Annotated in this window: 22 protein-coding genes; 3 read left to right on the top strand and 19 right to left on the bottom strand. The window is 41.7% G+C overall.

What is annotated here, in order from left to right; all coding sequences use genetic code 11:
• Positions 1–8: 8 nt before the first annotated feature.
• From ccoS to AC07VK_RS22865, 4 genes are read right to left on the bottom strand one after another with little or no spacing between them, the layout of a single operon-like run.
• Entirely contained in the window at positions 9–188 is a 180-nt protein-coding gene (ccoS, locus tag AC07VK_RS22850) for a cbb3-type cytochrome oxidase assembly protein CcoS (protein ID WP_492954299.1), read from the bottom strand.
• Positions 185–2,569, bottom strand: a complete 2,385-nt coding sequence (locus AC07VK_RS22855) for a heavy metal translocating P-type ATPase (protein ID WP_492963323.1) — start codon at positions 2,567–2,569, stop codon at positions 185–187. Before AC07VK_RS22855 ends, ccoS begins: the two co-directional genes overlap by 4 nt.
• Positions 2,570–2,581: 12 nt before the next feature.
• A complete protein-coding gene (gene hemN, locus AC07VK_RS22860; protein ID WP_492963321.1) occupies positions 2,582–3,928 on the bottom strand; it encodes an oxygen-independent coproporphyrinogen III oxidase in 1,347 nt (448 codons plus the stop codon).
• On the bottom strand, positions 3,928–4,356 hold the full coding sequence (locus AC07VK_RS22865) for a lactate dehydrogenase (RefSeq protein WP_492954296.1): 429 nt from the start codon (positions 4,354–4,356) through the stop codon (positions 3,928–3,930). Before AC07VK_RS22865 ends, hemN begins: the two co-directional genes overlap by 1 nt.
• Before the next feature lie 714 nt (positions 4,357–5,070).
• Here AC07VK_RS22865 and AC07VK_RS22870 point away from each other — a divergent pair.
• Positions 5,071–6,375: a DUF3472 domain-containing protein gene (locus AC07VK_RS22870; protein WP_492954295.1), complete on the top strand. Its 1,305-nt coding sequence runs from the start codon at positions 5,071–5,073 to the stop codon at positions 6,373–6,375.
• A 156-nt stretch (positions 6,376–6,531) separates the two neighbouring features.
• On the opposite strand, the gene AC07VK_RS22875 is transcribed toward AC07VK_RS22870, so the two are convergent.
• The 6 genes from AC07VK_RS22875 to AC07VK_RS22900 form a co-directional block, all read right to left on the bottom strand.
• Positions 6,532–7,563 carry a response regulator gene (locus tag AC07VK_RS22875; RefSeq protein WP_492954294.1) on the bottom strand — a complete coding sequence of 344 codons (1,032 nt, stop codon included), beginning with the start codon at positions 7,561–7,563 and terminating at the stop codon, positions 6,532–6,534.
• 24 nt (positions 7,564–7,587) lie between these two features.
• Positions 7,588–8,778 carry a PAS domain-containing sensor histidine kinase gene (locus AC07VK_RS22880; RefSeq protein ID WP_492963319.1) on the bottom strand — a complete coding sequence of 397 codons (1,191 nt, stop codon included), beginning with the start codon at positions 8,776–8,778 and terminating at the stop codon, positions 7,588–7,590.
• Positions 8,779–8,835: 57 nt separating this feature from the next.
• Positions 8,836–10,617 carry a hypothetical protein gene (locus AC07VK_RS22885; RefSeq protein WP_492963317.1) on the bottom strand — a complete coding sequence of 594 codons (1,782 nt, stop codon included), beginning with the start codon at positions 10,615–10,617 and terminating at the stop codon, positions 8,836–8,838.
• Between the two features lie 294 nt (positions 10,618–10,911).
• Positions 10,912–11,367 carry a pyridoxamine 5'-phosphate oxidase family protein gene (locus AC07VK_RS22890; RefSeq protein ID WP_492963315.1) on the bottom strand — a complete coding sequence of 152 codons (456 nt, stop codon included), beginning with the start codon at positions 11,365–11,367 and terminating at the stop codon, positions 10,912–10,914.
• 32 nt (positions 11,368–11,399) lie between these two features.
• A complete protein-coding gene (gene adhP / locus AC07VK_RS22895; protein WP_493053052.1) occupies positions 11,400–12,419 on the bottom strand; it encodes an alcohol dehydrogenase AdhP in 1,020 nt (339 codons plus the stop codon).
• A 67-nt stretch (positions 12,420–12,486) separates the two neighbouring features.
• The gene (locus AC07VK_RS22900) at positions 12,487–13,362 is read right to left on the bottom strand and encodes a universal stress protein (protein ID WP_492963311.1); all 876 of its coding nucleotides are present in this window, start codon (positions 13,360–13,362) and stop codon (positions 12,487–12,489) included.
• Positions 13,363–13,585: 223 nt separating this feature from the next.
• On the opposite strand from AC07VK_RS22900, the gene AC07VK_RS22905 reads away from it, so the two are divergent.
• Positions 13,586–13,951 (top strand): helix-turn-helix domain-containing protein, encoded by a 366-nt coding sequence (locus AC07VK_RS22905; protein WP_492954288.1) that lies wholly within the window; start codon positions 13,586–13,588, stop codon positions 13,949–13,951.
• 7 nt (positions 13,952–13,958) lie between these two features.
• Here AC07VK_RS22905 and AC07VK_RS22910 read toward each other — a convergent pair whose 3' ends face one another.
• From AC07VK_RS22910 to AC07VK_RS22950, 9 genes are all read right to left on the bottom strand, one after another.
• A complete protein-coding gene (locus tag AC07VK_RS22910; RefSeq protein ID WP_492963309.1) occupies positions 13,959–15,170 on the bottom strand; it encodes a DUF3570 domain-containing protein in 1,212 nt (403 codons plus the stop codon).
• A 15-nt stretch (positions 15,171–15,185) separates the two neighbouring features.
• Complete coding sequence (locus AC07VK_RS22915) at positions 15,186–15,416, bottom strand: DUF4266 domain-containing protein (RefSeq protein WP_477610551.1); 231 nt, start codon at positions 15,414–15,416, stop codon at positions 15,186–15,188.
• Between the two features lie 2 nt (positions 15,417–15,418).
• Positions 15,419–16,351, bottom strand: coding sequence for an FAD:protein FMN transferase (locus AC07VK_RS22920; protein WP_492963307.1), 933 nt, complete (start codon positions 16,349–16,351; stop codon positions 15,419–15,421).
• Positions 16,352–16,358: 7 nt separating this feature from the next.
• A complete protein-coding gene (locus AC07VK_RS22925) occupies positions 16,359–16,787 on the bottom strand; it encodes a thioredoxin family protein (protein WP_492963305.1) in 429 nt (142 codons plus the stop codon).
• 497 nt (positions 16,788–17,284) lie between these two features.
• Positions 17,285–17,875, bottom strand: a complete 591-nt coding sequence (locus tag AC07VK_RS22930; protein WP_492963303.1) for a YceI family protein — start codon at positions 17,873–17,875, stop codon at positions 17,285–17,287.
• A 48-nt stretch (positions 17,876–17,923) separates the two neighbouring features.
• Positions 17,924–19,240, bottom strand: a complete 1,317-nt coding sequence (locus AC07VK_RS22935) for a hypothetical protein (protein ID WP_492963301.1) — start codon at positions 19,238–19,240, stop codon at positions 17,924–17,926.
• A 23-nt stretch (positions 19,241–19,263) separates the two neighbouring features.
• Positions 19,264–19,881, bottom strand: coding sequence for a YceI family protein (locus AC07VK_RS22940; RefSeq protein WP_492963299.1), 618 nt, complete (start codon positions 19,879–19,881; stop codon positions 19,264–19,266).
• A 565-nt stretch (positions 19,882–20,446) separates the two neighbouring features.
• Positions 20,447–21,139, bottom strand: coding sequence for a response regulator transcription factor (locus tag AC07VK_RS22945; protein ID WP_492963297.1), 693 nt, complete (start codon positions 21,137–21,139; stop codon positions 20,447–20,449).
• Positions 21,126–22,580, bottom strand: coding sequence for a sensor histidine kinase (locus AC07VK_RS22950; RefSeq protein ID WP_492963295.1), 1,455 nt, complete (start codon positions 22,578–22,580; stop codon positions 21,126–21,128). The genes AC07VK_RS22945 and AC07VK_RS22950 overlap by 14 nt, the downstream gene beginning before the upstream one ends.
• A 109-nt stretch (positions 22,581–22,689) precedes the next feature.
• Between AC07VK_RS22950 and AC07VK_RS22955 the strand changes: the two genes are divergently transcribed.
• On the top strand, positions 22,690–25,074 hold the full coding sequence (locus AC07VK_RS22955; protein ID WP_492963293.1) for a TonB-dependent receptor: 2,385 nt from the start codon (positions 22,690–22,692) through the stop codon (positions 25,072–25,074).
• Positions 25,075–25,554: the final 480 nt, after the last annotated feature.

A 25,554-nucleotide genomic window follows, 5' to 3' on the forward strand; every position in this document is an offset into this window, starting at 1 on the left:
GATGATGCTTAGCTAGAAAAGTGATCTTCTTCACTTTTTTCAACAATAACCTCATCATCGAAGAGCATGCGGATACCTGGGGTATGTACATCATCGTTCTGACCGGTTTTATAGGCCCAGAAAAACGCAGCCAAAAAAATGAGTGCCATTAAAACACTGCAGCCAACCAAAAAGTAAAGGATGTTCATATCAGTTTATTTTTACGGGCAAACCACCTGGTTGCCAAAGTGGTAAAGGAGATAATGGTAACTGTGCTAATCGGCATCAGTACTGCGGCTACCAAAGGATAAAGTGTGCCCTGCACAGCAAAGTAAATACCAATACAATTATATGCGATGGCTATTGCGAAGCTTGTTTTAATAATCTTCAGCCCGTCTTTACTTAACCGGATAAAATCTGGCAGAAAATTTAAGGCGCTGCCTTTGAGAATGGCATCGCAACCGGGGCTGAAACTGTTAATATTATCGGTTATTGCAACCCCAAAGTTGCTCTGTTTCAGGGCGCCGGCATCATTTAACCCATCGCCCAACATCATTACTTTATTCCCTTGCTGTTGAAGCTGTAGAACAGCATTCAGTTTTTGGTGCGGGCTCTGGCGGAACCTGATGGTTGTATTTTTCGTGAAAATGGTATCCAGCATCCAGCGGTCTTTATCGGTATCGCCGGATAAAACCTGCAAATCGAATCGAGAAAGTTTTAGAATCATTTGTTCCAGCCCTGGCCGCCATTGTTGCCTGATATCAAAACATCCTTTATATACATGATCGATCACAATATGCACCCCGCTCTCAGCGGCAGATGCTACTTGGATCGGCAGCATTGACAGATGCCCCGCATAAATACTTTGGCCGTTAATTCTGGCCGTTAAACCTTTTCCAATCACCTCTTTATAATCGCTGAGTGAGTAAAACCGGTCGACATTTAAGGCCTTAATGATATGCCTGCTCAAGGGATGTATAGAATTCCGCAACAATGAGGCAACAATAATCTTTTCTTCATCGGTTATAATTCCGCTAAAGATGATCGCTGCATTTTCATTACTGGTCAGCGTGCCTGTTTTATCAAAAATCATCGTATCGCATTTGGCAAGTTCCTCAACGGCATCTGTATTTTTCACATAAAAACCTTTCTTATCAAAAACCGATAAAATTGCGGATAAGGTAAATGGCGTGCTCAAAGCCAGTACGCACGGACAGGCTACAATAATCACTGCTGTAAATGCAGACCAGGCCTTATGGCTGTTGTTTTGGAACAACCAATATGCTGTGGCCGAAAATGCGATCAGGAAAACGCCCAGACTAAAATATTTGGCTACGGTATCATTAAAATTCTGCTTTTTGCGTTCATTTTTATAATGTTCTCGGTTCCACAGTCCGGTTAAATAACTCTGTGAAACAGGTTTGATCACTTCCAGTTCTATCGCTTCGGCGGTCTGCCTGCCACCCGCATAAATAATTTCGCCCAGAACTTTATGTACCGGTGCCGACTCACCCGTAACAAAACTCATGTCCATCCAGGCCTCACCTTTCATTAGAATCGCATCTGCAGGAACCAATTCTCCGCTCCTGATCCACAGCCGGTCGCCGATTTTGATTTCGTTTATAGATACTGGCTTTTCTTTACCGTTTTGCAAGGTGGTTACGGCTATCGGAAAATATGAACGGTAATCGCGGTCGAAAGAAATATGATGGTAAGTACGCTGCTTGAGCCATTTGCCCATCAAAAGTAAAAATACCAAACCTGTTAGGGTATCGGCAAAACCTGGTCCAGCGCTAAAAATGATTTCGAAAGCTGTCCGCAGAAACAGGACGGCAATAATCAATGCTAAAGGGGTATCCAGATTAATATGTTTATGCCTGATACTGGTAATTGCGGAGGTAAAATAATCACGTCCACAATAAAAAGCGGCAGGAATGGAAAAAGTAAGGTTTAGCCATCCAAAAAGTGATTGAAATTGTTTCTCGAAACCTGAAAGGCCAAAATATTCCGGGAAACTAAAAAGCATAACATTGCCCATTAAAAAGCCAGCGACAGCAATTTTTAGCACTAAAGCCTTGTCTACCGAGCTGCTGTGCGCTTTTACCACATCCTGCAGATTGATCGAGGGGCCATAACCGATCTGGTTTAAAGCTTCTACCAGTTGTCTTAACGAGATTTCCTCATGGTTGAAACTTATGGTTGCCTGTTTTTTAATGAAATCGATACGTGAATCGAATATGGCTGGATTGATTTTATAGAGGTGTTCCAACAACCAGATGCATGAACTGCAGTGAATGGCCGGAATGTAAAATGTAATGATGCTCGAACTTTCATGTTTGTAATCGAGCAGCTGGTCGATAATTTTTGGCTCATCCAGATATTCTAAATGGCTTTCATTTTTAAACTGCTGGCCTGGTGTACGATTGTACACATAATAATTACAAAGATTGTTTTCTGAAAGGATCTTAAAAACGGCCATGCAGCCAGCGCAACAAAAATCTTTATCTTCTGCCTGATATTTCACCTTGGGCAGATCTTCGCCGCAATGATAGCAAAGGGCACGTGTTGCAGTTTTATTTTGATCTTCCATTTTAGACTGTACTTAAATTGATGAGCTGAACAATTGGGTTTTTGGCTGTTTAAGCCACAGTTTCTCATCAAAGGCCATGCACACGTTGCGCAAAAAAGATCGCCCTTTGGTGGTAATCCTAATTTCCTTTTCGGTTACCCATACCAGCTTATCGCGTAACAAAGGCAAGAGCCTGCCATACACTGGCTCGGGAATACCTTCTTTATAGCTCGTATTTTCCCTGCACATCATGTTAAGGATATGTTTTCTTACCTCAAGATCTTCACCGGTAAGGAAATGCCCTTTTTCTACAGGCAATGTTGCTTGCGATATTTTATTGAAGTAGCTTTCTACCGTTTTGGGGTTCTGTGCAAAGGCTGTCCAGCTATCGCTGATGGAAGACACGCCCAATCCGATAAGTAAACGGGTATGCTGGTTGGTATAGCCCATAAAATTGCGATGGAGTTTCAGATCGGCCATCGCCTGGAACAATGAATCGGTTTTTAGTGCGAAATGATCCATACCAACGTCTTTATAACCAGCTTCATCCAGTAACTGCCTGCCAAGTTGGTATAAGGCAAACTTTTCATCCCCAATAGGAACATCTTCTTCCGCGTAATGTCTCTGACCGGGCTTTAACCATGGCACATGCGCATAACTGTAAAAGGCAATCCGGTCTGGCCGCATATCAATCACCTGTTTTATGGTGTCTGTTAATCCATTAACAGTTTGCCCAGGAAGGCCATAGATCAGATCAAAATTAACAGAGGTATAACCGATTTTCTTCGCTTCTGCCGTAACCTCAGCTACCTGCTTGGGCGTTTGAAAACGGTTGATCAGGAACTGAACTTTTGGATCAAAGTCCTGTATCCCTAAACTTAACCTCCTAAACCCAAGCTTGTAGAGTACTGTTAAATGCGTATTAGTCGTATTGGCAGGGTGTGCCTCAAAAGAAAGTTCTGCACCTGGCGCCAAGATTGCATGCTCCATAATGCCATTGATGAGGATTTCGAGGTTTTCTGCACTAAAAAAAGTAGGGGTTCCGCCACCCAGGTGCAGTTCCTTTAGTTTAGGTTTCTCCCTCAAAACTTCTACATACATTTTCCATTCTGCCAGTACAGCATTTATATACGGTACCTCTACACTATGGTTTTTTGTTATCCGGGTATTACAACCGCAATAGGTGCACAGGCTCTCGCAAAATGGAAGGTGGATGTATAGACTGATCCCTTCATCTTTATGGCTTTCATAGGTGTTGGCTACATTGGCTAACCAACCATTTGCAGTGAAATTTTCAATATCCCAGTAAGGAACAGTTGGGTAACTGGTGTACCTTGGTGTGGCAACATTGTATTTTTTAAGTAGTGCAGCAATTTCCATTATTTGAGCGCTTTTAGGGTAGAACATTCGTTTTGACAGCAGCACGCATTACCTACGCATTTACCCGCAGCCCATTGATCGAGGTTTTTGATCACCTGCCCCATCCGTTGTTTAGCGTCGGCATCACCAGATGCCAAAGGAACGTTTGCCACTTTGATCCCGGCAGAACCCGCAGCTTTTAAGTCGAGGTGATCTGTTTCGGAAGATGAGGTTGCAATATATTTTATGCCCAGGGCTTTTAGCCCCAGAATCATCGCCCCGCTCAGTTCATCGTTGTTAAAAACCAACAGGGCTTCCTTTCCGGTTGCAAATGAAAGCGTATCAATAGTTAAACTGTTGGCAATTATGGTAATGTCGTGTTTTTTATAATTGGCCAGTACCAACCATTCCTTTTCATCGGGTTTGATGTTGTAAGCTATAGCTTTCATATACAGAGTTTATAGGTACAAAACTATAGCGGAAGTAAGCCGCAACAGGTGAGGATGCTTAGAGAAAAAAATGATTTTAGTTACATTTCTTAATTTAGCGTTTAGCGGCAATTAAGCGATTTAAACAACGAACAAATAAAAAACCTAATTCGATTGCTTTACCGATAATCGCCACAGGCTGGCGCCCACTTCCAGTCACCCAATGAAGAATTAGACGATGAGCCATTGGCTAATTACCAGTGGACCAATAATCAATAAATTAATTACATTTCTTCACACAAACGTTTGTGTTTATTCAAAAAAAGCTCAAAAGCAATGCTATAAAACACTAATAATCAAATCGTTTAGAACAGCATTTAACAAAAATGATTTGTTTAACCCATATTAAGACTACATACAACTACAAAATTCACAAAAGCTGTATTACCTATAAAATGATGTCTTTTTCCGTTGCAAAATATAGCTGAATTGAGCAAACGTTTGCGCTGAGAATCTTAATTTTTATCAATTGTTAGTCGTTAACTTCAATTCTGGTTAGTGCAAAATATTCCTTGTTTTTTATTGCACTAATGTGTTTGGGTTGGATTAGCGGCCGAGTGTGACAATTATAAAACCGACAGTTGAAAATGGGGCTGGGTTAAGCAAAAAACTATCTGCATTACAGATTGGTAAAATGTGTGCAACTTAATTATAAACAACCATATACTAACCAAAATGAAAAAAACAAGTTCACTTGCCACAGGCCTGCTATTATTGCTTAGCCTGTATTCGTGTAAAAAAACAGAAACCCTCGCGGAAACAGAGACATCAAAAATTAAAAACGCCATTGCAGTTACCGAAAGTTTGGGCGGTTCGTCCCTAAACGTCGGTTTAGGTGGCAATGCCTATACCGCTGGCACAGGTGGCTTAATTAATGATACTGGTTTACATAATTGGACATCAGCCAGCACGATTACCAGTGTATGGTTCCGTTTAGGACTTACCGGAAGTTTAACGGTAGCGGTAAAAGGCACCGTACCTTCAGGAAGCAGTAACATCAAGGTAACTATTAACGGCACTGTATTTAATAAAACCATTACCGGTACCACTGCCACCACAACTACCATTGGTACCGTAAATATTACAGCTGCTGGCTATGTACGGGTAGATATACAGGGAGTGAGTAAAACAGGTAGTTACTATGGCGACATTTCCGACCTGGTGATTAGCGGGCCTGCTGTGGCTTCCAATGTGCAATATGCCAATACCGTAGCTGATTATTATTGGTCGAGAAGAGGCCCATCGTGCCATTTAAATTACACCGTACCATCGGGCACAGAATGGTTTTACAGTGAGCTGAATGTGCCCAGCGGACAAGACAAAATTGGTTCTTATTTCATGGCCGATGGTTTTAGCGGGGGTTACTTTGGCATGCAGGTTAACTCAGCTACAGAAAGAAGAGTATTATTTTCGGTATGGGATCCATCAACCGGCAGCACTACGTTGGTAAGGAAGGGAACTGATATAACCTCTAATGGGTTTGGTGGCGAAGGCACCGGCGGACAATCTTATCTCTTATTTAACTGGGTAGCAGGTACTACCTATAAATTCTTATTGCGGGGCAAACCCGATGGTGCGGGCGGATCGGATTATACGGCCTGGTTTTATGCACCCGAAAACGGTACCTGGAAGATCATAGCACAATGGAAACGTCCAAATACAACGGCATATTTAACAGGAATGTATTCGTTTATCGAGAACTTTAACCCAGACCAGGGCTACCTGCAAAGAAGTTGTAACTACGGTAATCAATGGTATAAAACCAGTAGTGGCAATTGGACAGAGGTTACCAATGCCAGTTTTAGTTACGATGCTACTGCATCAGCTGAGCAACGTATGGATTACCAGGGCGGCGTTACGGGTAATAGCTTTTATCTGAAAAATGGAGGTTTTTTTGCCTCTTATACAGCTTACGGAACAGCTTTGAACAGAAGCGCTACTGGCATAGCGCCAAGTGTTAATTTAACCACTTTACCATAAAAACAACCCTATCCCGGGAAATGTAAAGTATTACCCGGGATAGGATTAATTTGAAGTGGGCAGTGCGAAATCGATTAAGCACATTGCTGATCGAAATAGCTTGCTGCGACTCCTTCAAGCCCGGCCACACAATGGTCAAGTGAACCAATAATTGCGTTACTGTTTAATGTTTCTGAGTTTTTCGATTGAGCGGATATTTATGGCATTGCCTGTTTTATCGATCAGTTTTTCATCTTTAAAATCAGCAAGCATTCGGCTTACGGTTTCGCTGGCCGTACCTACCAATGCAGCAAGGTCATCGCGCGAAATCCGGATGGTACAGCTGTCGGAAGTACCATCACCAAATTTCCTTGCAACCTGTAGCAATGCTTCTGCCACACGCTTTCTTACTGAAGAATAGGCGAGTTGAAGCATCTGCTTTCCTTTATCGCGTACATTTCCTGATAGCAAAGTGATAAATGTTTTGGATACGGCCTGATGGTTGAGCAGGTACTCCATAAAATCGGCTTTGGGGATCTGTATAATGTCTGATTCGGTTAAGGTTGCAGCATTATCGGCATACACTTCGCCGTTGCACAGGCTTTCGTACCCAAAAAAATCGCCGTCATGATACAGATTGGAAGAAAGTTCCCTGCCATCCTTAAAACGTTTATATGTTTTTACCTGCCCTTTAACCAAATAATACAAATGGCTAGGTTCATCCCCTTCCACATAAATAATTTGCTTGTTGGCAATTGGCCTTAATTTGCCCTTTTTACGAAGCTCATCCATTACCGTTTCATTGTTGCCTGCACTTGAATTAAAGCCAGCTGATTGTTGTTTCTTTTTAAACCGGCTTTCTATAGCCTTAAAAAGTTCTATATCATCAAACGGTTTGGTGAGGTAATCATCTGCGCCCATCTCCATGCCTTTTCGCATGTCTGCCCGCTCGGTTTTTGCCGTAATGAAAATAAAAGGAATATTGGCCGTTTTCTGGTTTTTGTTCAGTAGGTATAGTACACCATAACCATCAAGTTCTGGCATCATGATATCACAGAGGATCACATCAGGCAAATGATTTAAAGCCATTTCTACACCTAACTTACCATGTTTCGCGGTAAAAGTTTCATAACCGGCCAGATCCAGTACCTCAGCTGTACTTTCCCTTATGTCGTCATTATCTTCAATAATCAAAACTTTCTTGTTCATGGAGATTGGGTGTTTAATTGTAAATTATTTACCTAGCGCAAAGGTGAGTGTAAAAATAGTACCTGAGTTTTGTTCGCTCTGGCAGCTTACCGCTCCGTTCATCAAACCTACGTATCTTTTCACAATGTTCAGGCCTAAACCTGTGCCGGGGATGTCGCCCGTATTGTGTGCCCTGAAAAATGGTTCGAACAGATTTTGCTGATCTACTTTTGGAATGCCGATTCCATTATCTTTCACCTCCAAAATGAGTTCATCATCTTTTAAAATAGAATTGAACTGGATCAAAGTATCTGCGCCAGAGTATTTTATCGAATTGGAAATCAGATTAATGACACAGTTTTTCAACAGGTTCGGATCGAGGTAAACTTCGGCGGTTGTACCTGTGTGTTCGTAAATGATGTGCTGGTTCTCTTTGGTCATCATCTGCATTTCTTCAGCTATTTCTTCAGCAAAACTGATGATGTTGAAAGATTGTGCCGATGCTTCCACTTTTCCCGCTTCAAGTTTTTCCAATGAGAGGAAATCGTTCAGGATCGTAGTGAGATTGTTGATCGAGTTTTTGATTTTCAGCGTATGTTTTTCTACACTGGCCACATCATGTCTGGAGGTATATTTATCGATTAAAGAAGCCGATAATTGTATCGAACTGAGCGGTGTTCTAAACTCATGCGAGGCCATAGAAACAAACCTTGTTTTGAGCTGATTGAGTTCTTTCTCTTTCTGAAAAAGCGCCTGCATATTTTCTTTGGCCATTTCGAGCTCGGATACCAGCTTTACCAGATCGTGTGTACGTTCTTTGATCTTGACCTCTAGTTTTTCGGTGTAACTTCTGATCTGCTCCTCATTGGCCTTTTCTTTACTCAGATCGTGGATAAAACCGGTATAAATTTTACGGTCGCTAAATTTTATTTCGCTTACCCCCAGCCTGAAAGGAAAAACCGAGCCGTCTTTACGCTTTCCTGAAACCTCCCTGCCAATACCTATAATGTGTTTCTGTCCGGTATGTTCGTATCTGGATAAGTAGCCATCATGCTGTGAATGATCGGGCTCTGGCATTAAAACCGATACGTTTTTTCCAACCAGTTCTGCTCTGCCATAACCAAAAAGCTCAAGTGCAGCCGGATTTAAATGTTCTATAATCCCCTTATCATCAATGGTAATAATCCCATCAATGGCATTTTCAATAATGGCATCTAAAAATTTCGATCTATCCATGTAATACATCAGTATATCCTTGTAAATATAGAAAAGTTATTCCCGATCTTTTTCTGCTTATTCAACAATCAATCCGTCCAGTTTGTCTTTCGACTTCGCCAGCTGTTCATATAATCCTTTTAATTCTCCAGATGCCTGGTCTGCAACGTCGGCAAAAAGCTTTTTATAATAATTAATCCCTTCGGCCAGCTGGAATTTGAATGCGTTTAACTGCTTCCTTTTTTTATCGCTAAAATGTTGAAGCTGCTGTTTAATATCATCCTGAAGATAATCGATATAGAGGTTAAGTTCTTTGATAAAAATATGTGGCCTTTCTATTTGTGCCAGCAGGTTAATTTTTCCGTAAATATGGCCAACCATTTCATCGAATGAATATACATCAGAAAAATAAGCCAGGTTTGGCCCCGGGCAAATGGCTACTGCGGTACTTTCTTTGGGTTTAGCCATGTCATATTTCAAATAGGTAGCGGCACATAAGCCTTCACAAAGGCAAACTTTTTCAGTAACCAGATTAAACTGTTTTTGGTATTCATCTGCCGGTAGGCCAGCAGTTTTAAGGCTTTTGATTTTTAAGTGCTGGTATTCGCGGGATGCCGTACAGATGGCCTGCTCGGTAAATTCGGTATTGTTGCAAAGGTATTTCTTGGTGCATGGGCTTCCGGGCCTGCCCTTTTCAATCCGCTCGGTACGCTGAAGTTCTATCGTACTGTTTTTAAAATTATTGAACCGGATACCCAGTGGAGAGGCTCCGCTCAGGTAAAAATCGCTTTCTGTTGAGCTGGCCAATTGTGCCAGTGTTTCGGCATCTACATTAGTTACTTCGGGTACCAATAGGAATGGGCTTCCCCAACCCGTGGCATCGAGATTGTAATGTTGAAGGAGGAAATCGTGTTCTGCAGCGGTGCCAATTCCACCCTGAACACTTACCCGCTGTTTGGGTGGGTTTTCTATTTGTATGCCTCTTAGTGCCAAAGCAGATTGGTACATTTTAAAAAGCTCAGCAAGCATATCGTTTTTTTTGAGCTTAAATTCTTCCAAAATTGGCCCCAGTAAATAACCTTCTGTTGCAAATGCATGGCCACCACAGTTTAAGCCCGACTCTACCCTGAATTCTGAAACCCACAAACCCTTTTTTGCCAAAAATTTAGCCTGGATCAGGGCCGACCTGAAATCGCTTACTTTTAAAATGATTTTCTTTTTCAGATTCTCGTTTTCATCTGGGAAAAAGTCATCAAAGTTTTCCATATAGCTGTATAATTTCGGGTTCATACCAGCAGACAGCACAACTGAGGCATTCAGTTTACTTTCGGCAAAACCACGTAATGCACTTAAGGCATCGGTATTGAGATCGCCTGTGTATTGGTCATCTACATAATTCATTTTATCTACCTTGGCCATAATATTCACATCAATAGCCCCCATCCGCATTGCATTTTTTAAAAGCGATTGGAAGGTCTGCCTGGTTTCACCTTCGGGATAGTCCAGCATCAGTTGGTAACCATGTTTTAATTTAGACGTATCAGGCAGTAGTTCGAAATAACGGCATATATCATTTCCGGCACTAAAATCCTGCTTTTTTAGGGCTTTAAAATCGTCGGTTATCGTTTCCAGCAAAAAATTGAGGTAGGCAGTGATGCGTTTACTCCGGCTATCAGCTGCTCCTTTTGGAATGGCTTCGAAATGAACCGACCGATTTTTTGAATGATAAGCACGCATGCGCTCGATCAGTTCATCATCAACAATAGACAGCACTGATGAAATACCGTATCTGGCAACTTTTAATGGCGTATCGATAGAATAACCGAGGCCCAATACGGGGATATGGAATGAATGTGGCATGGTGTTTCGTTATGTAATCTGAGGTTGCATCATAAAGATAGATTTGTCATCCTGAGCCTGTCGAATGACCTGCTTAAATACCCTCTAAGGTGTTTCGACAGGCTCAACATGACAGCATCTGAGGCGAAATCGCCTTTATGATACACCCTCAATGGTTTCGACAGCAAAACTACTGTAGTAGAACTGATCTGGGGATGATGCCTGTCAAAACGAAAAGTGAGTAGGGTCACTTTTAACGTTTTTATAATATGCCTTTTTGGAAAGTTTGGGATATACTTATTTTACTAAAACCGCTCATTCAACGCTATCGTTTATCTCGAACCTACCTGTTTTAAGATGAAAGATAATTTTGAACACGATAATATCTTCATCATAAGGATCTTTCTTGCCAGTTCCATGCGATGGTTGCTCCGAAGGAGTATTGGTTAAAGGCATCATCCGATGGATGATCCCCTGAAGGGCTCTTTGTTTTTCTGCAGCATCCGTAATTTCTTCAAACTTGCCCCAGCACACCACACTTTTCCAATTATAAGTATCGCGGATCTGATCAGTCTGAAAGCAGACATTGGGGTTGCTTTTCATCATCCTGATTTTTTGCCCTGGAGCAGAATGGGCGTAAACCATGCCGCTGCTATACACATAATTAATGGGCACAATGTAACTTATCCCATGGGCATGGCAGGCCAAACGGCCAATATATTGTTCCTTAAGGAGCTTTTCTATGTCCTCTTCTTTTAATATTCCTAACATCTTCTTATTCGTTAATATTGATTGATAAACACCTAATCACCAGAAATATCCAAAACAATCCGCCCCTCAATCTCACCTTTTTTCATCTGTCCGAATACTTCGTTAATGTCTTCCAGTTTAGCTGATTTAACCTGCGCCCTTACCTTTCCATCTACCGCAAATTCGATCGCTTCCTGCATATCTTTTCTGGTGCCGACAATAGAGCCCCTGATGGTTATTCTGTTCAACACGGTATCGAATATGGGAAGGTCAAAACTGCCCGGAGGTAATCCATTTAGTGATAAAGTACCTTTTCTGCGCAATGCCGAAAGCCCCTGACTAAAAGCAATAGGTGTTACTGCCGTAACCAGTACACCATGCATGCCACCGGTTTGTTTTTTAAGAAATTCACCCGGATCCTGTTCCAGCGCATTAACAACAATGTCGGCACCGAGTTTCCTGGCCATTTCCAATTTATCGTTTGAAATATCAATCGCGGCAACCTGAAAACCCATGGCCTTTGCATACTGAACCCCAAGATGGCCGAGCCCGCCAATACCTGATATGGCTACCCACTCACCTGCTTTAACCTCGGTTTCTTTTAAACCTTTGTATACAGTAACCCCGGCACAGATAATGGGTGCCATTTCTGCAAAATTTACATGAGAAGGGAAATGGGCAACATATCTCGAATCGGCAATTACATACTCTGCAAAACCTCCGTTTACACTATAGCCTCCATTCTGCTGCTCATAGCATAACGTTTCCCAACCTGTTAAGCAGAATTCGCAACAGCCACAGGCACTGTATAACCATGGTACGCCAACTACATCTCCTTCTTTAACACTTTTAACATCGTGCCCCATTGCCGCTACCAACCCAATGGCTTCGTGGCCTGGCACCAATGGCATTTTTGATTTTACCGGCCAGTCGCCATTACAGGCATGCAGATCGGTGTGGCAAACACCGCATGAAATTACCTTAACCAAAATCTCGTATTGATTGAGCGGTCTAACCGGAAGTTCTTCTATGGCCAGTGGTCCTCCATATTCATGGATAACTGCAGCTTTCATTGTTTTTGGGTACATCGTTTTTTGTTTATGATAGATTTAAGAATAGAATTTATTCATTATCAATCCATTACATCGGAATGTTATGTGACGGCGGTAAAACCAAAAGCGGGATCTGAATATGATCTGACATGCTCAGGGTATAGCTACCTTTAAGCAACTGATGAAAAAAACTATGTTTTCGGTGCACCATGGTCAGGATATCGATCTGTCCGTTTTCTACGATCCAGTCTAAACCGTCCTTAATCCGCTCACTGTTTATATGCCTATGGTAGATATTTCTATAGTTAACCCGATCGGCAACCCGGTTTAAAAAATCTTCGGTTGCATGCTTATAACCTTCTGGTTCTGATTTTGAATTACCGGTATGTGTAATGAGTATATCGGCATTAAAAGGTTTTGCAAATTCGGCAAGTGTACATAAAACGGGGATATCACTATGGCTAAAATCTGTGGCAAAAGCGATCTTTTTAGGTTTCTTAAACCTATATCCCGCAGGTATAAGCAAAACAGGTATTTCCTGCTCGATAATTTTTCTGGCAACACTGCCCATAAGCGTTTTGGTTAACTTATCTGCGCGGTTTAATCCGGCCACAACGAGATTCATTTTACTCTCGGTAAAATACTTGCTAATCTCTTGTTCAACCTGGCCACGAACAGATCTCCCAAATACTTCTGCTTTAAAACCAAGCTCATGATGCGCTTTTTTATACTTTTCTTCAACCTTCTCGACCAGTTTGCCCAAGGCCTTTTTAGCATCATCTTCTATCAGCTTATATTCTTCAAGCGGCCATACCAGAGATGCGGCAGCAGGAGAAAACTCAGGAACCTGAAAAACATTTAACAGTTCTACCCTGGCACCAATACCATGGGCCAGATCAGTTGCATAATCGGCTGCGTTCTCTGCAGTAGCAGAGAAATCAACGGGTACCAGGATCTTTTTCATAATGTGCGCTGTTTAATTAAGCATAAAGTTTGTAAAAACCCTATGTTAAAAATATGAGCAGCATCAATTATTATAATGATCCTCATCCAGTGTACGAGCAAAGGCAAACCTTTCTACTAACCATAAGGAAGGGATATTTAGACTAATTATCATTACCACAAAAAAAGATTAAATCATGATGCTTTACGTAATTTTAATGTTTCAAAATTATCCATTATACAAAATGAGTGTCCATATAGGCTTAATGATCTGGAAGGAAATGAAGCAGAAAGATATCTCTGTTTCAGACATTGCCGCCGCCCTTGAGATCAGCAAAACAAAAACGCAGGAGATACTGAATACCGCAACTATCGATATTCTTACTTTGGTCCGCTTGAGTGAAATCCTGAACTATAATTTTTTCAGCTATTACGAAAGTGGAAAGGTTTTCTCGAAGATGGAGTTACAGGAGAAACAAAGACTTACGGCAGAAGTAGACCGTTTGAAGGCTTTGCTCAATGAAAAGAACAAAGCCCTCGAACTCCAGGAAAGGTTAAACAAGATTCAGCTCAGCACGATTTCACTGTTGGAAAAAGGGCAGTTTAGATAAACCGGGCTTACTTAAACTTTAGATTTAACGATACGATATTGGAAACCAGGCTTGTTGACCGGGAATAGTGACCATATCTCAATTCAAGCATATTCAATCTCTGCCAACCGAAAACGCCTTTAGGTGGAGCAAACCTAATACCTGCACCATAAAAATCACTGGTCAACGTGGATAGGTCATAATCACTGGTAAAGTACTGATCCGATGGCGAATGCTGGCCATAAGGTGCAAAGTATTTGGTTCCCACCTGGTTATTATAACGATAAAATGGGCTTATAGAAAAGAACGAATTGATCTTAACAGGAATTTCAAGCTCTGCTGTGTGTGCCCTTATGCCCCAGTTATCCATATAATAGCGGTAAAAAGTGCGGATCACAAAACGATCATCCAAAAAGTAGTTCATCCGCAAACCTATAGGTAACTTATAACGCTTATCTGGCAGGGTTTCAGCACGCATCGAACCATCTGTAAAATAGTCCCGTTGATACTTGGTAGCCAGCAATCCTTTTTGATAAGATGGCTCTAAAATCAGCGAAGCCTGAAATTTTTGGTTGATGACCTGCGAGAGGGAAAAGGATGCACTGAAGGAATTCCTCGGCGCAGTATCATATTGCTCACCGCCTCTTCCGGTATTTGCCGTTCGCAGTTCTATCGGTAAGATTACCGTCCATTGATCTAGAAAGGCCTGAAGTTTAAAGTCAAACTGCGTGTTTTTGTCTTTTGATAAACGGGTTAAATTAAAAGCTGCACCCATCGATTGGTAATCGAACTCTGTTGAATAAGACCCTGTAAAACCGAATGAATTCCCGGTTTCTTCATTAGAGTGGGTCCAGTTGAGTGAGGGATAAATACGGGTATCGGCCGAAGAAGCTGAAGAAATGGTACTAGGATCGATCTTATCAGAAGAAGCCGAAGTATAATGATCTACACCGAGTTCGAAAAGAAAGGTATTTTTTTTACCTCTTTTATTAAACTTGGACATTTGAAGATCTATGGTGTTGGCAAAATCGCTCAGTTTCTCAGTTCCGATACCACCTGTAACAGCAGAATTATTACCATTCTGGTGGTAATAGGCCGAAACCAGGTTGATCTCATCAACTTTTAACTTCCGTGACTGATATTTACTGCTATCTGCTTTTGCAGGCTCGGGCCTGGTTTGTGCATAGGTGCTCAAGATACCGAAGTACATGAAAAGCACATGAAGATATATTTTTCTCATTTTCTAATCGCCATGTTAATTACAGCCACAGCCACCACCGCTTTTGCCTCCGTTGGCACCCGAGGCACCCTCGCGGTAAAGCTGAAAACTTTGTTCAAATTTTTGGGCTTTGCGGGCCGAAAGAATCATATCTGCATCATTAAGTTTACTTTTTTGATAAGGCTTTACGCTGCTACAGGCACTAAGCAGGCTGCCCAGCGAAACTGCGGTAACCATTGAAAGGAAAAATGTTCTGGAACTTTTCATATTTATATCACATTAATATTGTTTGAGGTATATATCCGATCATGATCATCAATTACAATACAGGCCACATGTTTAATCTGGTTGATTAGTTCGAGCCCTACTTTTACGCCCATTACCACAACTGGCGTGGCCAGGGCATCTGCCAGTTCGGCACTGGGACAGATAATACTCACGCTTTTCACACCGCTTACCGGGAGCCCAGTCTTGGGGTCGATCGTATGCGAGTAGCGCTTTCCACCTATAGTAACATATTTTTCATAACTGCCAGAAGTGGCAATCGCCATGTTGCTAATCTTAAGCGAAGAAAATGGCCTATCGGTCTGGTCCGGATCGGCGATACCTACTGTCCACGAGTGGCCACTAAGCTGTGTACCCCAGGTAACCAGATCGCCTGCAGCATTTACAATTCCACTGCTTATCCCCATTTGCTGTAGGATGAGTTTAGCTTTATCGGCTGCATAGCCTTTGCCAATTCCGCCGAAACCGATACGCATACCCTTATTTTTCAGAAACACTGTCGATTTTTCCTTATTCAGGATCACATTTCTGTAATCGATGAGCCCAACAGATGCCAACGCGGTTGCTTCATCAGGCAAGCTGGTCATGTTTTGATCAAAATTCCAAAGCCGCTTATCTATCGATCCATAGGTAATATCAAAAGCACCATCGGTAATTTCTGATATCCTGATCGACCGTTCAATAAGCCCGATAACCTCGTCATCTACACTTACAGGCTTTAACCCTGCGTTTTCATTGATCAGACTGGTCTGACTAAGATCGCTGAAAGTGGTTAGCAGATGTTCTATTCGCCTCACCTCTGCTATTGCAGCATCTATCGCCTCATTACCTGCCTGCCCGTTTTCAGCGATGACAGTAAACTCAAAGCGGTTTCCCATGAGCTTGAGTATCCGGTTTACAGAAACTGGTTTAGCCATCCTGAAGTTATTTTTTAAGTTTATCGATTTCGGAAACGAAAGCCTGTGCACTCTCGTTAGGAAATCCGTCCCAGCTTTTGAGTACTTTTCCATCTTCATCTACCAGAACCGTGTATGGAAACTTGCCATCCTTGTTATATACTTCTGCTAATGATTCGTTGAGCTTGATCTGTTCTTTTGAAAGCTGATTTTTCTTCTGCCTTGGAAAATCCGCCCTGACCAATAAAAGATTGGTAGAGGCATATTGTTCAAAACTTTCAGATTCTAAAATCTCTTTACGTAGGCGGATACATGGACCGCACCAATCAGAGCCAGAAAAATTGATCAGGATCTGTTTATGCATAGCTTTAGCCTGTTTCTGCGCTTCTGAAAAATTCCCCATCCACAATGTTGGAACGGCGAACAGCCCAAAAAGGGCAACAAAAAGTAATTTCATAAAAAGAATAAATTTTTAAAGTTGTACCTGTTAGCTGGGTAGCGCAAAGGTCTAATGAGCGGAAAGCTGGTTTATCCAATAACCTTATGTTTTTAGATAAAGGTATTCCATGCTTAAGGCAGTTAATCAGTGCAAAGGGAGTAGCAGTAATCCCAAAGCTTCCAATTTCTTTTTGCTATCCATGGTCTTTTTATAGTGAATATGAGCAATACGTTAAAATACTTAACCAATGTCTCGACAGATAACCGTTAGGTAACGACGAGCAACGGCAGAAAAATATTTGTAAAATTCTATCTATAAAAAGTTCTTAGCTTTCCTAATCCTTATAAATCTTCTACTCCAATAGAGCATCTGCGTTAGGACCAGAATCCTTTGTAACAAAACTATGGGCGAAATCTGAAGACATTCTGAAGTTTAACCGAAGATTATGTTAATTTTTGTTAATAAAAACAGTTAATTAGAACCACAATACGATAGTAGGATTTAAGCAAACTGAATTACCCTGCCCGTTCCATTTTTAAAAAGAAAGCCACAACCAGTTGATCTTTAGCCCGGATGATCCTGCCTATTTTTTGTGGAGGAATCAGATGAAAATCAGAAAAATTAATGGCTTGTTGCCCTATCAGTTCGATAGAACCTCGTTTAACATTTATCTGATAACAGATTTCGAATCTTTTTAATACCCCTGATAGCGTGATCTCCACATCACCCTTAACAAAACTATTCTGACTTTCGGAAGGGATTTCTTTTAAGGACAGGAATTTGATCCTTAGCACCGGAAACCTGTTCTCCTGCAGGGTATTTAGTAGCTGTTTAGTCATCATCGCACTGTTACAATCAAAATTTTTCACCTCCAGATTTAAGATTCCTGAAAGCGCAATATGGTCTGTTTTATCCTTCGAAACCAGAACGGTATCGGTTTTGGGATACCGCAGGATTACACAGGAAAAGCGGTTTATATTGGTAGATCCATTAACAGTGAGCATACTGTTTTCACTCACTACCCATTTTGAGGTACTTTTGGTTTTCCCTGTAGGCCTCAAGCCGGCCAACAGCAAAAAAAGGAAGATTAACAGTGGCTTCATCATAATTTTTAAAGGCTGGAACAAAACCGCTCCAGCCAAATAGTCTATTGGTTAAAATCCTACAACAGCCTGGATAACATAACCTTTGAATTTTCCCCCGCTCCGGAAATCCGCAGTCGGGAAATCTTTATATTTCTGGCTCACATACTCACCTTTTAACAATATGTTTCTGGTCATAAACCATCCTGCAGCAATAGCAATGCGGTCTATTTTTACATCATTATTATAAGTTATTGCAGGTGTTGTTCCGGCAGCTGCCACATTAGGCATTGCGGCGGTAACCACATTGTATTTTGCACCGATAAAGAAATTTTCTGTCTTGCCGAACCTGTAAACGCCATCTATTGCCATTTGCTCAGCTCCGCGGCTGCTTGTCTCTGTTTTTGATCTTCCCTTTGCGTTTTCATAAGTCGCAAACAGTTCTAGCCCCTGAAATTTTATAAATGCGTTTAGTTGAAGGGCATTAACTTTTTTGGTAAAACCAGGATTAAACCGTCCGGAGAAAGCATTGGTCGTATTTACTGCGCCGACTTTTTCCAGCACCATAAAATAGTTCGAGCCGGTACGGTCGCCGCCATATAAGGTCTGTCCACCAGAACTGTTATTGCTATAAAAAGAAGCTGCTAAACGCACCCTCAAATCGCTGTTCAATTGTTTATCAAAGCCGCCTTTTATATAAACGGCTGGTGATTTGTGCACATTTGCATCCTGGGGAGTCGCGATCAGGCTATCGATATTACCTTTGATCATCCCATTGGAAACACCGATTAAACCAAACAGTGCATTTTTTCTCACTAAAACTTCGCCGCCGATTTCGGTTGTAAAGCCATCCATGATGTAATTTTCGATAAACGGGTTATAAATCGTTTGCCCGCCATCCGACCTGCGGAAATGCTGATCGCCATAGTTGATTTCCATGTGTCCGATTTTGATGGTTGTTACCGCCATAATATCTTCCCACAGTTTGCCCCTAAACGGCAGCTTATCAAACTGGATATATCCACCCTTTACCCAGGTTTCGTTGTGGTGGCGGGAAGAAAGATAGCTCGTGAGGTTCAGCCTGATCCCATCTGAAAGCTGTACATCCATGAACAGATTGGCATTGGCAGTATTAAAACCCGGGGTTATTTTATATAGCCCGCCCGATGTGTTTTCATGTTTCAGCCCTTGAAAAGACTGGGTAAATCCCGCACCAAAACGGACTTTTATTTTATCAAACACGGCATTGCTATCTTTGGGTGCTTCAAAAACATTAATACCGGATTTATCATAAGGCCTAAGATTGGAAACCTGCGCCTGGACGCCAAAACTATACGAACTTATAATGGCTACCGCTAGGGTAGAAAGTAATGTAAATTTATTTTTCATGATTTTATCTTAGTGATGAACTGTTATTTTGCTACTGATGCCTTAACATAGTCGAACTGGAACTGGACAACCAAGTTATTACCCACTTTCATTGCGCCAAGCATAAAACTTGGTGGTTCTATACCATAGTCGGTGAGCATTAATTTTTCGCTGCCATGGCAACTGATGGAACCATCTGCATTTACCAAAGCCATTACCTTCATTGAAAGGCTTTGTGTTTTCCCGGCAATGGTGAGGATTCCGGTGGTCTGAATCGAATACCTTTTTGCCTGTACCATGGTAACTGTTGCAAAAGTGAGCTGATAGCTTATCTTAGGAAACTCAGTTGCGTTAAGTGTTTTATAGGTTCGGCCATCCATAGCAGATTTACCGCTTTTGAGGCTCTTTGCCGCCAGGGTAAATTTTAGGGCTGTTACATCTGTCATTTCACCACGGGCGTTGAAATTAAATGTACCTGTGCTTTCGAACTGTTTGGATGTCATCGACCAATCGTGGACATTGGATGTGCCCGATACCTTAACTGAATTGCCGGCTGTTTGCGAAAGCTGATATGTTGTTTGCGCCACTGTTACCAGCGGTGAGAGCATAAACAATAAGATGATAGGTCTGATTTTTTTCTGGAATATGTTAAATGTTTTCATAGCAGGGTTATTGGATTAAACTGTTGCTCAAACCTACCCTGTTCTGCGCCAAATTTTATGAGGCGCACCAGATTGAAAACTGATAGTCATCACTTTTCAACCACATCAACATCCTATAAATCAATAATATAATTTCTAAAAATGGCTTTTCGACTAAAGTTCTCCTGATTCCGTTCCAAACTGTAGCCTCAACTATTTGCCATCCAGTATTCAAGGCATCTTAAAGATTGACCAAAATATATCCAATCAGGCCGCGAGGAACCAATATCATTAAGTTAATTACAGCGGTTGTCAGTCTGTCCGAAGGACTCCTGTGGAGAGCGTAGTCGAAGACTTCTTGAGATGATAAATCGCAAATAAATGCCCTTCGACTACGCTCAGGGTGACATCTTTTTGAGATTTATCTTTTAACTTGATGACATTGGGGAGGGCCCTTTTCATTTTTACGTCCGATCAGGTCTTAATTGTATTATAATTTACCTGAGCCGCCAATCATAAATTTTAATGCAATTTTAATCATGCAACTAAACCAGGGCCATGCTATAATTTCAATCATAACACATCATCAACAAATGAGTTTATATCCTACTCCACGCAAACTGATGATCTGTATTTCAGGTTCGCTTTTTAAGAGCTTTCGCAGATGTGCCATAAAAACATCCATACTGCGACCATTATAAAAACTGTCTTCTCCCCATATTTTGATCAGCGCATCCTCACGTTCCAAAATGTTATTTCGGTTTTTCAGTAATAATTCTAGCAGGATCGCTTCTTTATAAGAAAGTGAATATTCACCTACAGAAGTTTTTAGTTTTTGGGCAACAGGATCGAGTTCACAGTTTCTAAACCAGTATTTTCTATCGGTATCGTTTTCCCCGTTGTTCGCAGGGCCAAACCGCTTTAAAAGTGATTCCATCCGCACCAGCAGTTCATCAATACTAAAAGGTTTTTTAAGATAGTCGTTTCCACCGCTTTTAAATCCCATCACCACATCTTCGGTAAGGGCTTTTGCACTCAAAAAGATGATCGGAATATTGGGATCAGATTTTCTGATTTCGGCCGCCAAGGTATAACCATCCTTTTGGGGCATCATGATGTCGAGTACACAGATATCAGGCTTTTCTGCTACAAATTGCGCCCAGGCAAGCGCTCCATCTAAAGCCAGCTTTACCTCATAACCACTGCTGGTTAAGCCATCGAGCACAATGCGCGCCAAAAAAGGCTCATCTTCTGCATATAAAACCTTAATTTTCTTCATATAAGGGCAAAATGATCATAAAATTACTTCCTTTCCCTATTTTGCTCTGCAGCGCAACACGCCCGCCATGGAGTTCTACCACCTGTTTTACATAATGAAGCCCCAGGCCGGATCCTTTCACATTATGGATATTATCCTGGCTAAAAATCCTGAAAAAGCGCTCAAAAACCTGTTGCTGATAAATTTCTTTAATCCCCGGACCATCATCCTTAAAGCTGATGGTTAACTCACCATCGGCAATGCTGCAGGAGACCTCAATTTTGGATTGGGCCGGCGAATATTTCAATGCATTATCAATCAGGTTATAACATACGTTAGCAAGATGCATCGCATCACCTTTAATAAAATAAGGCTCATCAGAAGGCACAAGTATAAGCTGCGAATTCTTCTCGCGTACCTGAATATCCATCGTAAAAATCACCTGTTTAAGTACGGATTGAATTTCGAAGAGGGTAAATTGCAATTTTGTTTTCCCAAGGTCCATTTGTTCCTGTTTAAGCACCTTTTCTATCATCGCTTGTAACCGCTGCAATTCATGACGGCTTATATTGATGTAATTCTGCAACTTTTCGGGCTCATCAATCAAATGATATTTACTGATCGATTCAAGGGCCACAGCAATCGTCGAGATTGGCGTTTGGAGCTCATGCGTCATGTTACTGGTAAAGCTCATTCTCGCCTGGGCATAAAGCTGTTGATTTTTCATCAGCCTGATGAGCAGGTAGAACGCGGCTGCTGTAAGCGCCAGCATCAGGAACGACGAAATGAGGTAATACCTCATCTGATAAATGATCAGCCAGGTAATACTGGGCACTACCAGCTGATACTGATTCTGAAACTTAAGGTTATAAGTATATTTCCCACTGGCGAAAGCGGATGCCTCTTTAGCAACTGCTTTCCCTTTCACCAACTTCCCACTGGAATAGTCGTAAAGGACATAGTGCCTATCGATAGCTACACCCAGGCCATTGAGCCGATGGTTCACTAAACTATCCATCACCTTCAGGTCGCGCTGATCTTCCAGCGAAACTTCCCGTTGCGATTTGCCATCGATAACGGAAGTTGATTTATGATCGGTTTGCTTTTTGGGATTGTTCGGGAACGACATTTTCATTTCTACCACCGAACTATCATTGGTAATGCCATAATGGAACCGGCTGCGCAGGTTATCCACTTTTAAATCATCAAAAGCATGCCTGAGCACCAGCCATTCTGGTGAGAGGAAAAACTGCTGAAAACGGGTGCTTTTTTCATGCCCCTTCACGATGCTCTGATAGCTTATCTGACTCGAAGCATCGCTAACAATAGATTCGAGTACTGTAGTAACCGATTTCTTTTGCGCCAGATACAACTGCCGTATCCATGCACATTGCAGGCACAGGCTAATGATCAGTGTAATAACCGCCAGCGGAAGAACATATCTGGAGCGAAGCCATTTCATTCCCCTAAATTGAACAATTCATTTTATCTATAGAAGTCTGGGCCGAAGATTTAACCATATTTAACCGAGATTAACTTTGTTTAACATGTAAAGCATTTAGTTTTGAAACATGAAAAAGTTAACCCTACTCCTTATTTTCTGCTTCCCTTTGGTCACTTTAGCGCAATTACGTAAAGGTTTGGTAACCGACAAAACCGGTGAACCAATTGATGGGGCAACCATTGGCTTGCGGCGTGGAGACTCGACCCTATCCATCCAGACTTCAAAAAACGGGTTGTTCAGTTTCCCGCAGCCTTTTAAAGGCAGTTACATTTTAAAGGCTAATGCTGTTGGATATAAAAATACGGTTCAAACATTGAATCTTCCGATGGATTCGGTTGTGATCGTGATGATCAGTGAGGATAAAACCCTGGAGCAGGTTACAGTATCTGCTTCAAAACCACTTATCGTGAGAAAAATCGACAGGGTGATATTCAATGTCGAAAATAGCATCGTAGCAAGTGGTGCAACGGTTTGGGATGCATTGGGCAAAGCACCGGGCGTACAGACCCGTTTTGACGGCGGCGTAACGGCGAACAATAAAGGTGTGGTGATTTACATGGATGATAAGCCCATCAGGTTATCGGGAGAAGATCTGGCCGCATATCTCCGGAGCCTTCCTTCGGACAATATTGCCAAAATAGAAATTATTGCCAATCCAACGGCGAGGTATGATGCCCAGGGCGGTGCAGTAATCAATATTATTTCTAAAAAACCAAAAGGCGACGGCTTTAACCTGGTGCTTTCCGGCGGTTATACCCAATCAACCTATAGCAGCTATAACCCCAGTATGGTGTTCAATTATCGGAAAGACAAATTGAATGTATATGGCAGTTATGGCTACAGCAGGCGTAAAAAGGACCATACAGAAAGCGAGTACATCATTTTCGATTCCCCGGGAAACTATTCGGATTGGCGGAATGATAAATCGGGAATACGTTCGGGAAAGGCCAATAGTTATAAAATCGGCGCAGATTACAACCTGACCGACAAACAGGTAATCGGTATTTTGGTAAATGGCTACAATGGTGCGAACAGCAGGCCAAATAGTACATTAACGACTATTGTTAACAACCACTCGGCACTACCAGATTCTATTCTTCATACCCAAAATGTTTCTAACGGAAAAGCCTATCAATATAGTTTCAATCTCAACTACAAGATCAAATTAGATACCAACGGGCGGAATATTAATGTGGATTTAGATTATGTGCCTTACCAGAACAAAAACAGCCAACAGGTAGATACTTATGGCACATTGGGTAATGGGAATCTGCTTCCCGACAATTACCACATCTTTACCCCGTCTGACCAGAATATCGATATCTATTCGGGAAAGCTGGATTATACCGATAAGTTCTGGAAGAAATGGACGTTTGAATCGGGTGTAAAATATAGCAGTATCCGCACACGCAACAGTTTTGATTTTTATAATAATCCGGCCACTGGTCCTGAATTGGTACCTAACCGCAGCGACCGCTTTGAATATGCAGAAAACATATCGGCTATTTATGCCAGTATTAGCGGAGATGCTGGCCAATGGAGCTTTGAGGGCGGTTTACGGGGTGAATATACCCGGACAAACGGAAAATCGCTGGTATTAAACACCAATAACCAGAACCACTATTTTAAGCTTTTCCCAACGCTTTTTGTAGCCTATAAAATGAATAAAGACAACGAAATAAACCTTGTTTATAATTCAAGGATCAACAGACCTGAATACTGGAGGTTAAACCCTTTTAAATCTTATACCAGTCCTTACACTTACCTGGAAGGAAACCCTGCACTGCAACCTGCTTTTATTTACAATGGCGAACTGGGCTATACCTATAAACAGCAGTATAACATTTCATTTTACCTACGGCGGGTGGTTGATTATTTTAGTAATATCTCGGTACAGGATAACAGCTCAAAACTCTTTTATGATACCCAAAGAAACCTCGATTTAAGTCAGGAAATGGGTTTCTCGGCATCCTTCCCCATTAAGCCGGCTTCCTGGTGGGAAATTAATAATTATGCACAGGGCTCCTACCGCCAGGAAAAGTCGGGATATTTACAGGCCCGTTATGATTATCATGTTTGGGGTATTTACCTAAGCACGAACCATGCTTTTACATTGAACAAAACACAGGGATTGAAAGCGGAAATCAGCGCATGGTATTCTTCTCCTACCATACAGGGCATTTATAAACTAGCAAAGCTTTATGATGTGAGCGCTGGTGTGAGCAAGAGTTTGTTTAAGGGCAAAGGCACTTTAAGGTTGGCTGTAAACGATATGTTTTATGGAAATGCCTACCGTATTGATGTTGATTACGAAAATCAACATAATGGTTTTTATGAAAAAAATGATACACGCAGTGCTACTTTAAGCTTCTCGTACCGGTTGGGCGGTAATCCAACCGCGGCCAGAAAAAGAACCTCGGCCAGTGAGGAGGAAAAGAAACGCACGCAGTAAATGGCAATAATGAACCCGTAACAGCAAGCGTGGATTGATGCTAAGATTAAAAGCTCATCGAAAGATGGGCCTTTTGTATAGGGATTTTTAACTAACCTCAATTTTTTCTGCTATCGCAAACATGCAGCCAGCGAGGGAATCAATGTCGTTAAGTTAAGGGATAAATCGCAAAAAGATGTCACCCTGAGGGATAATTTATTGTATAAATAATATGAATGACGCATATCCTTTTTTTGCCCAGCGGCTTATTCTTGCCTCGGCTCGCCGCCGCCGAAAGGCTCTTTCTTTTTGGCATCAAAAAGAAACAAAAAATGCCGGCTGAAAATTTTTCTTTAGAGGTCAGTAGGGTGGCTGGGCCAGCAGAATCCGAAAAATTTGTTAGGCCGGATTTAAGCGGAACGGGGATACTGTACTGTGGCCTAGCTGGGTGGAAATGTATAGTGTCGCAAATATCTTATCAGTAAGTAATTACAAAATAAT

It is taken from the genome of Pedobacter sp. GW821-FHT01D05, from assembly GCF_059422505.1.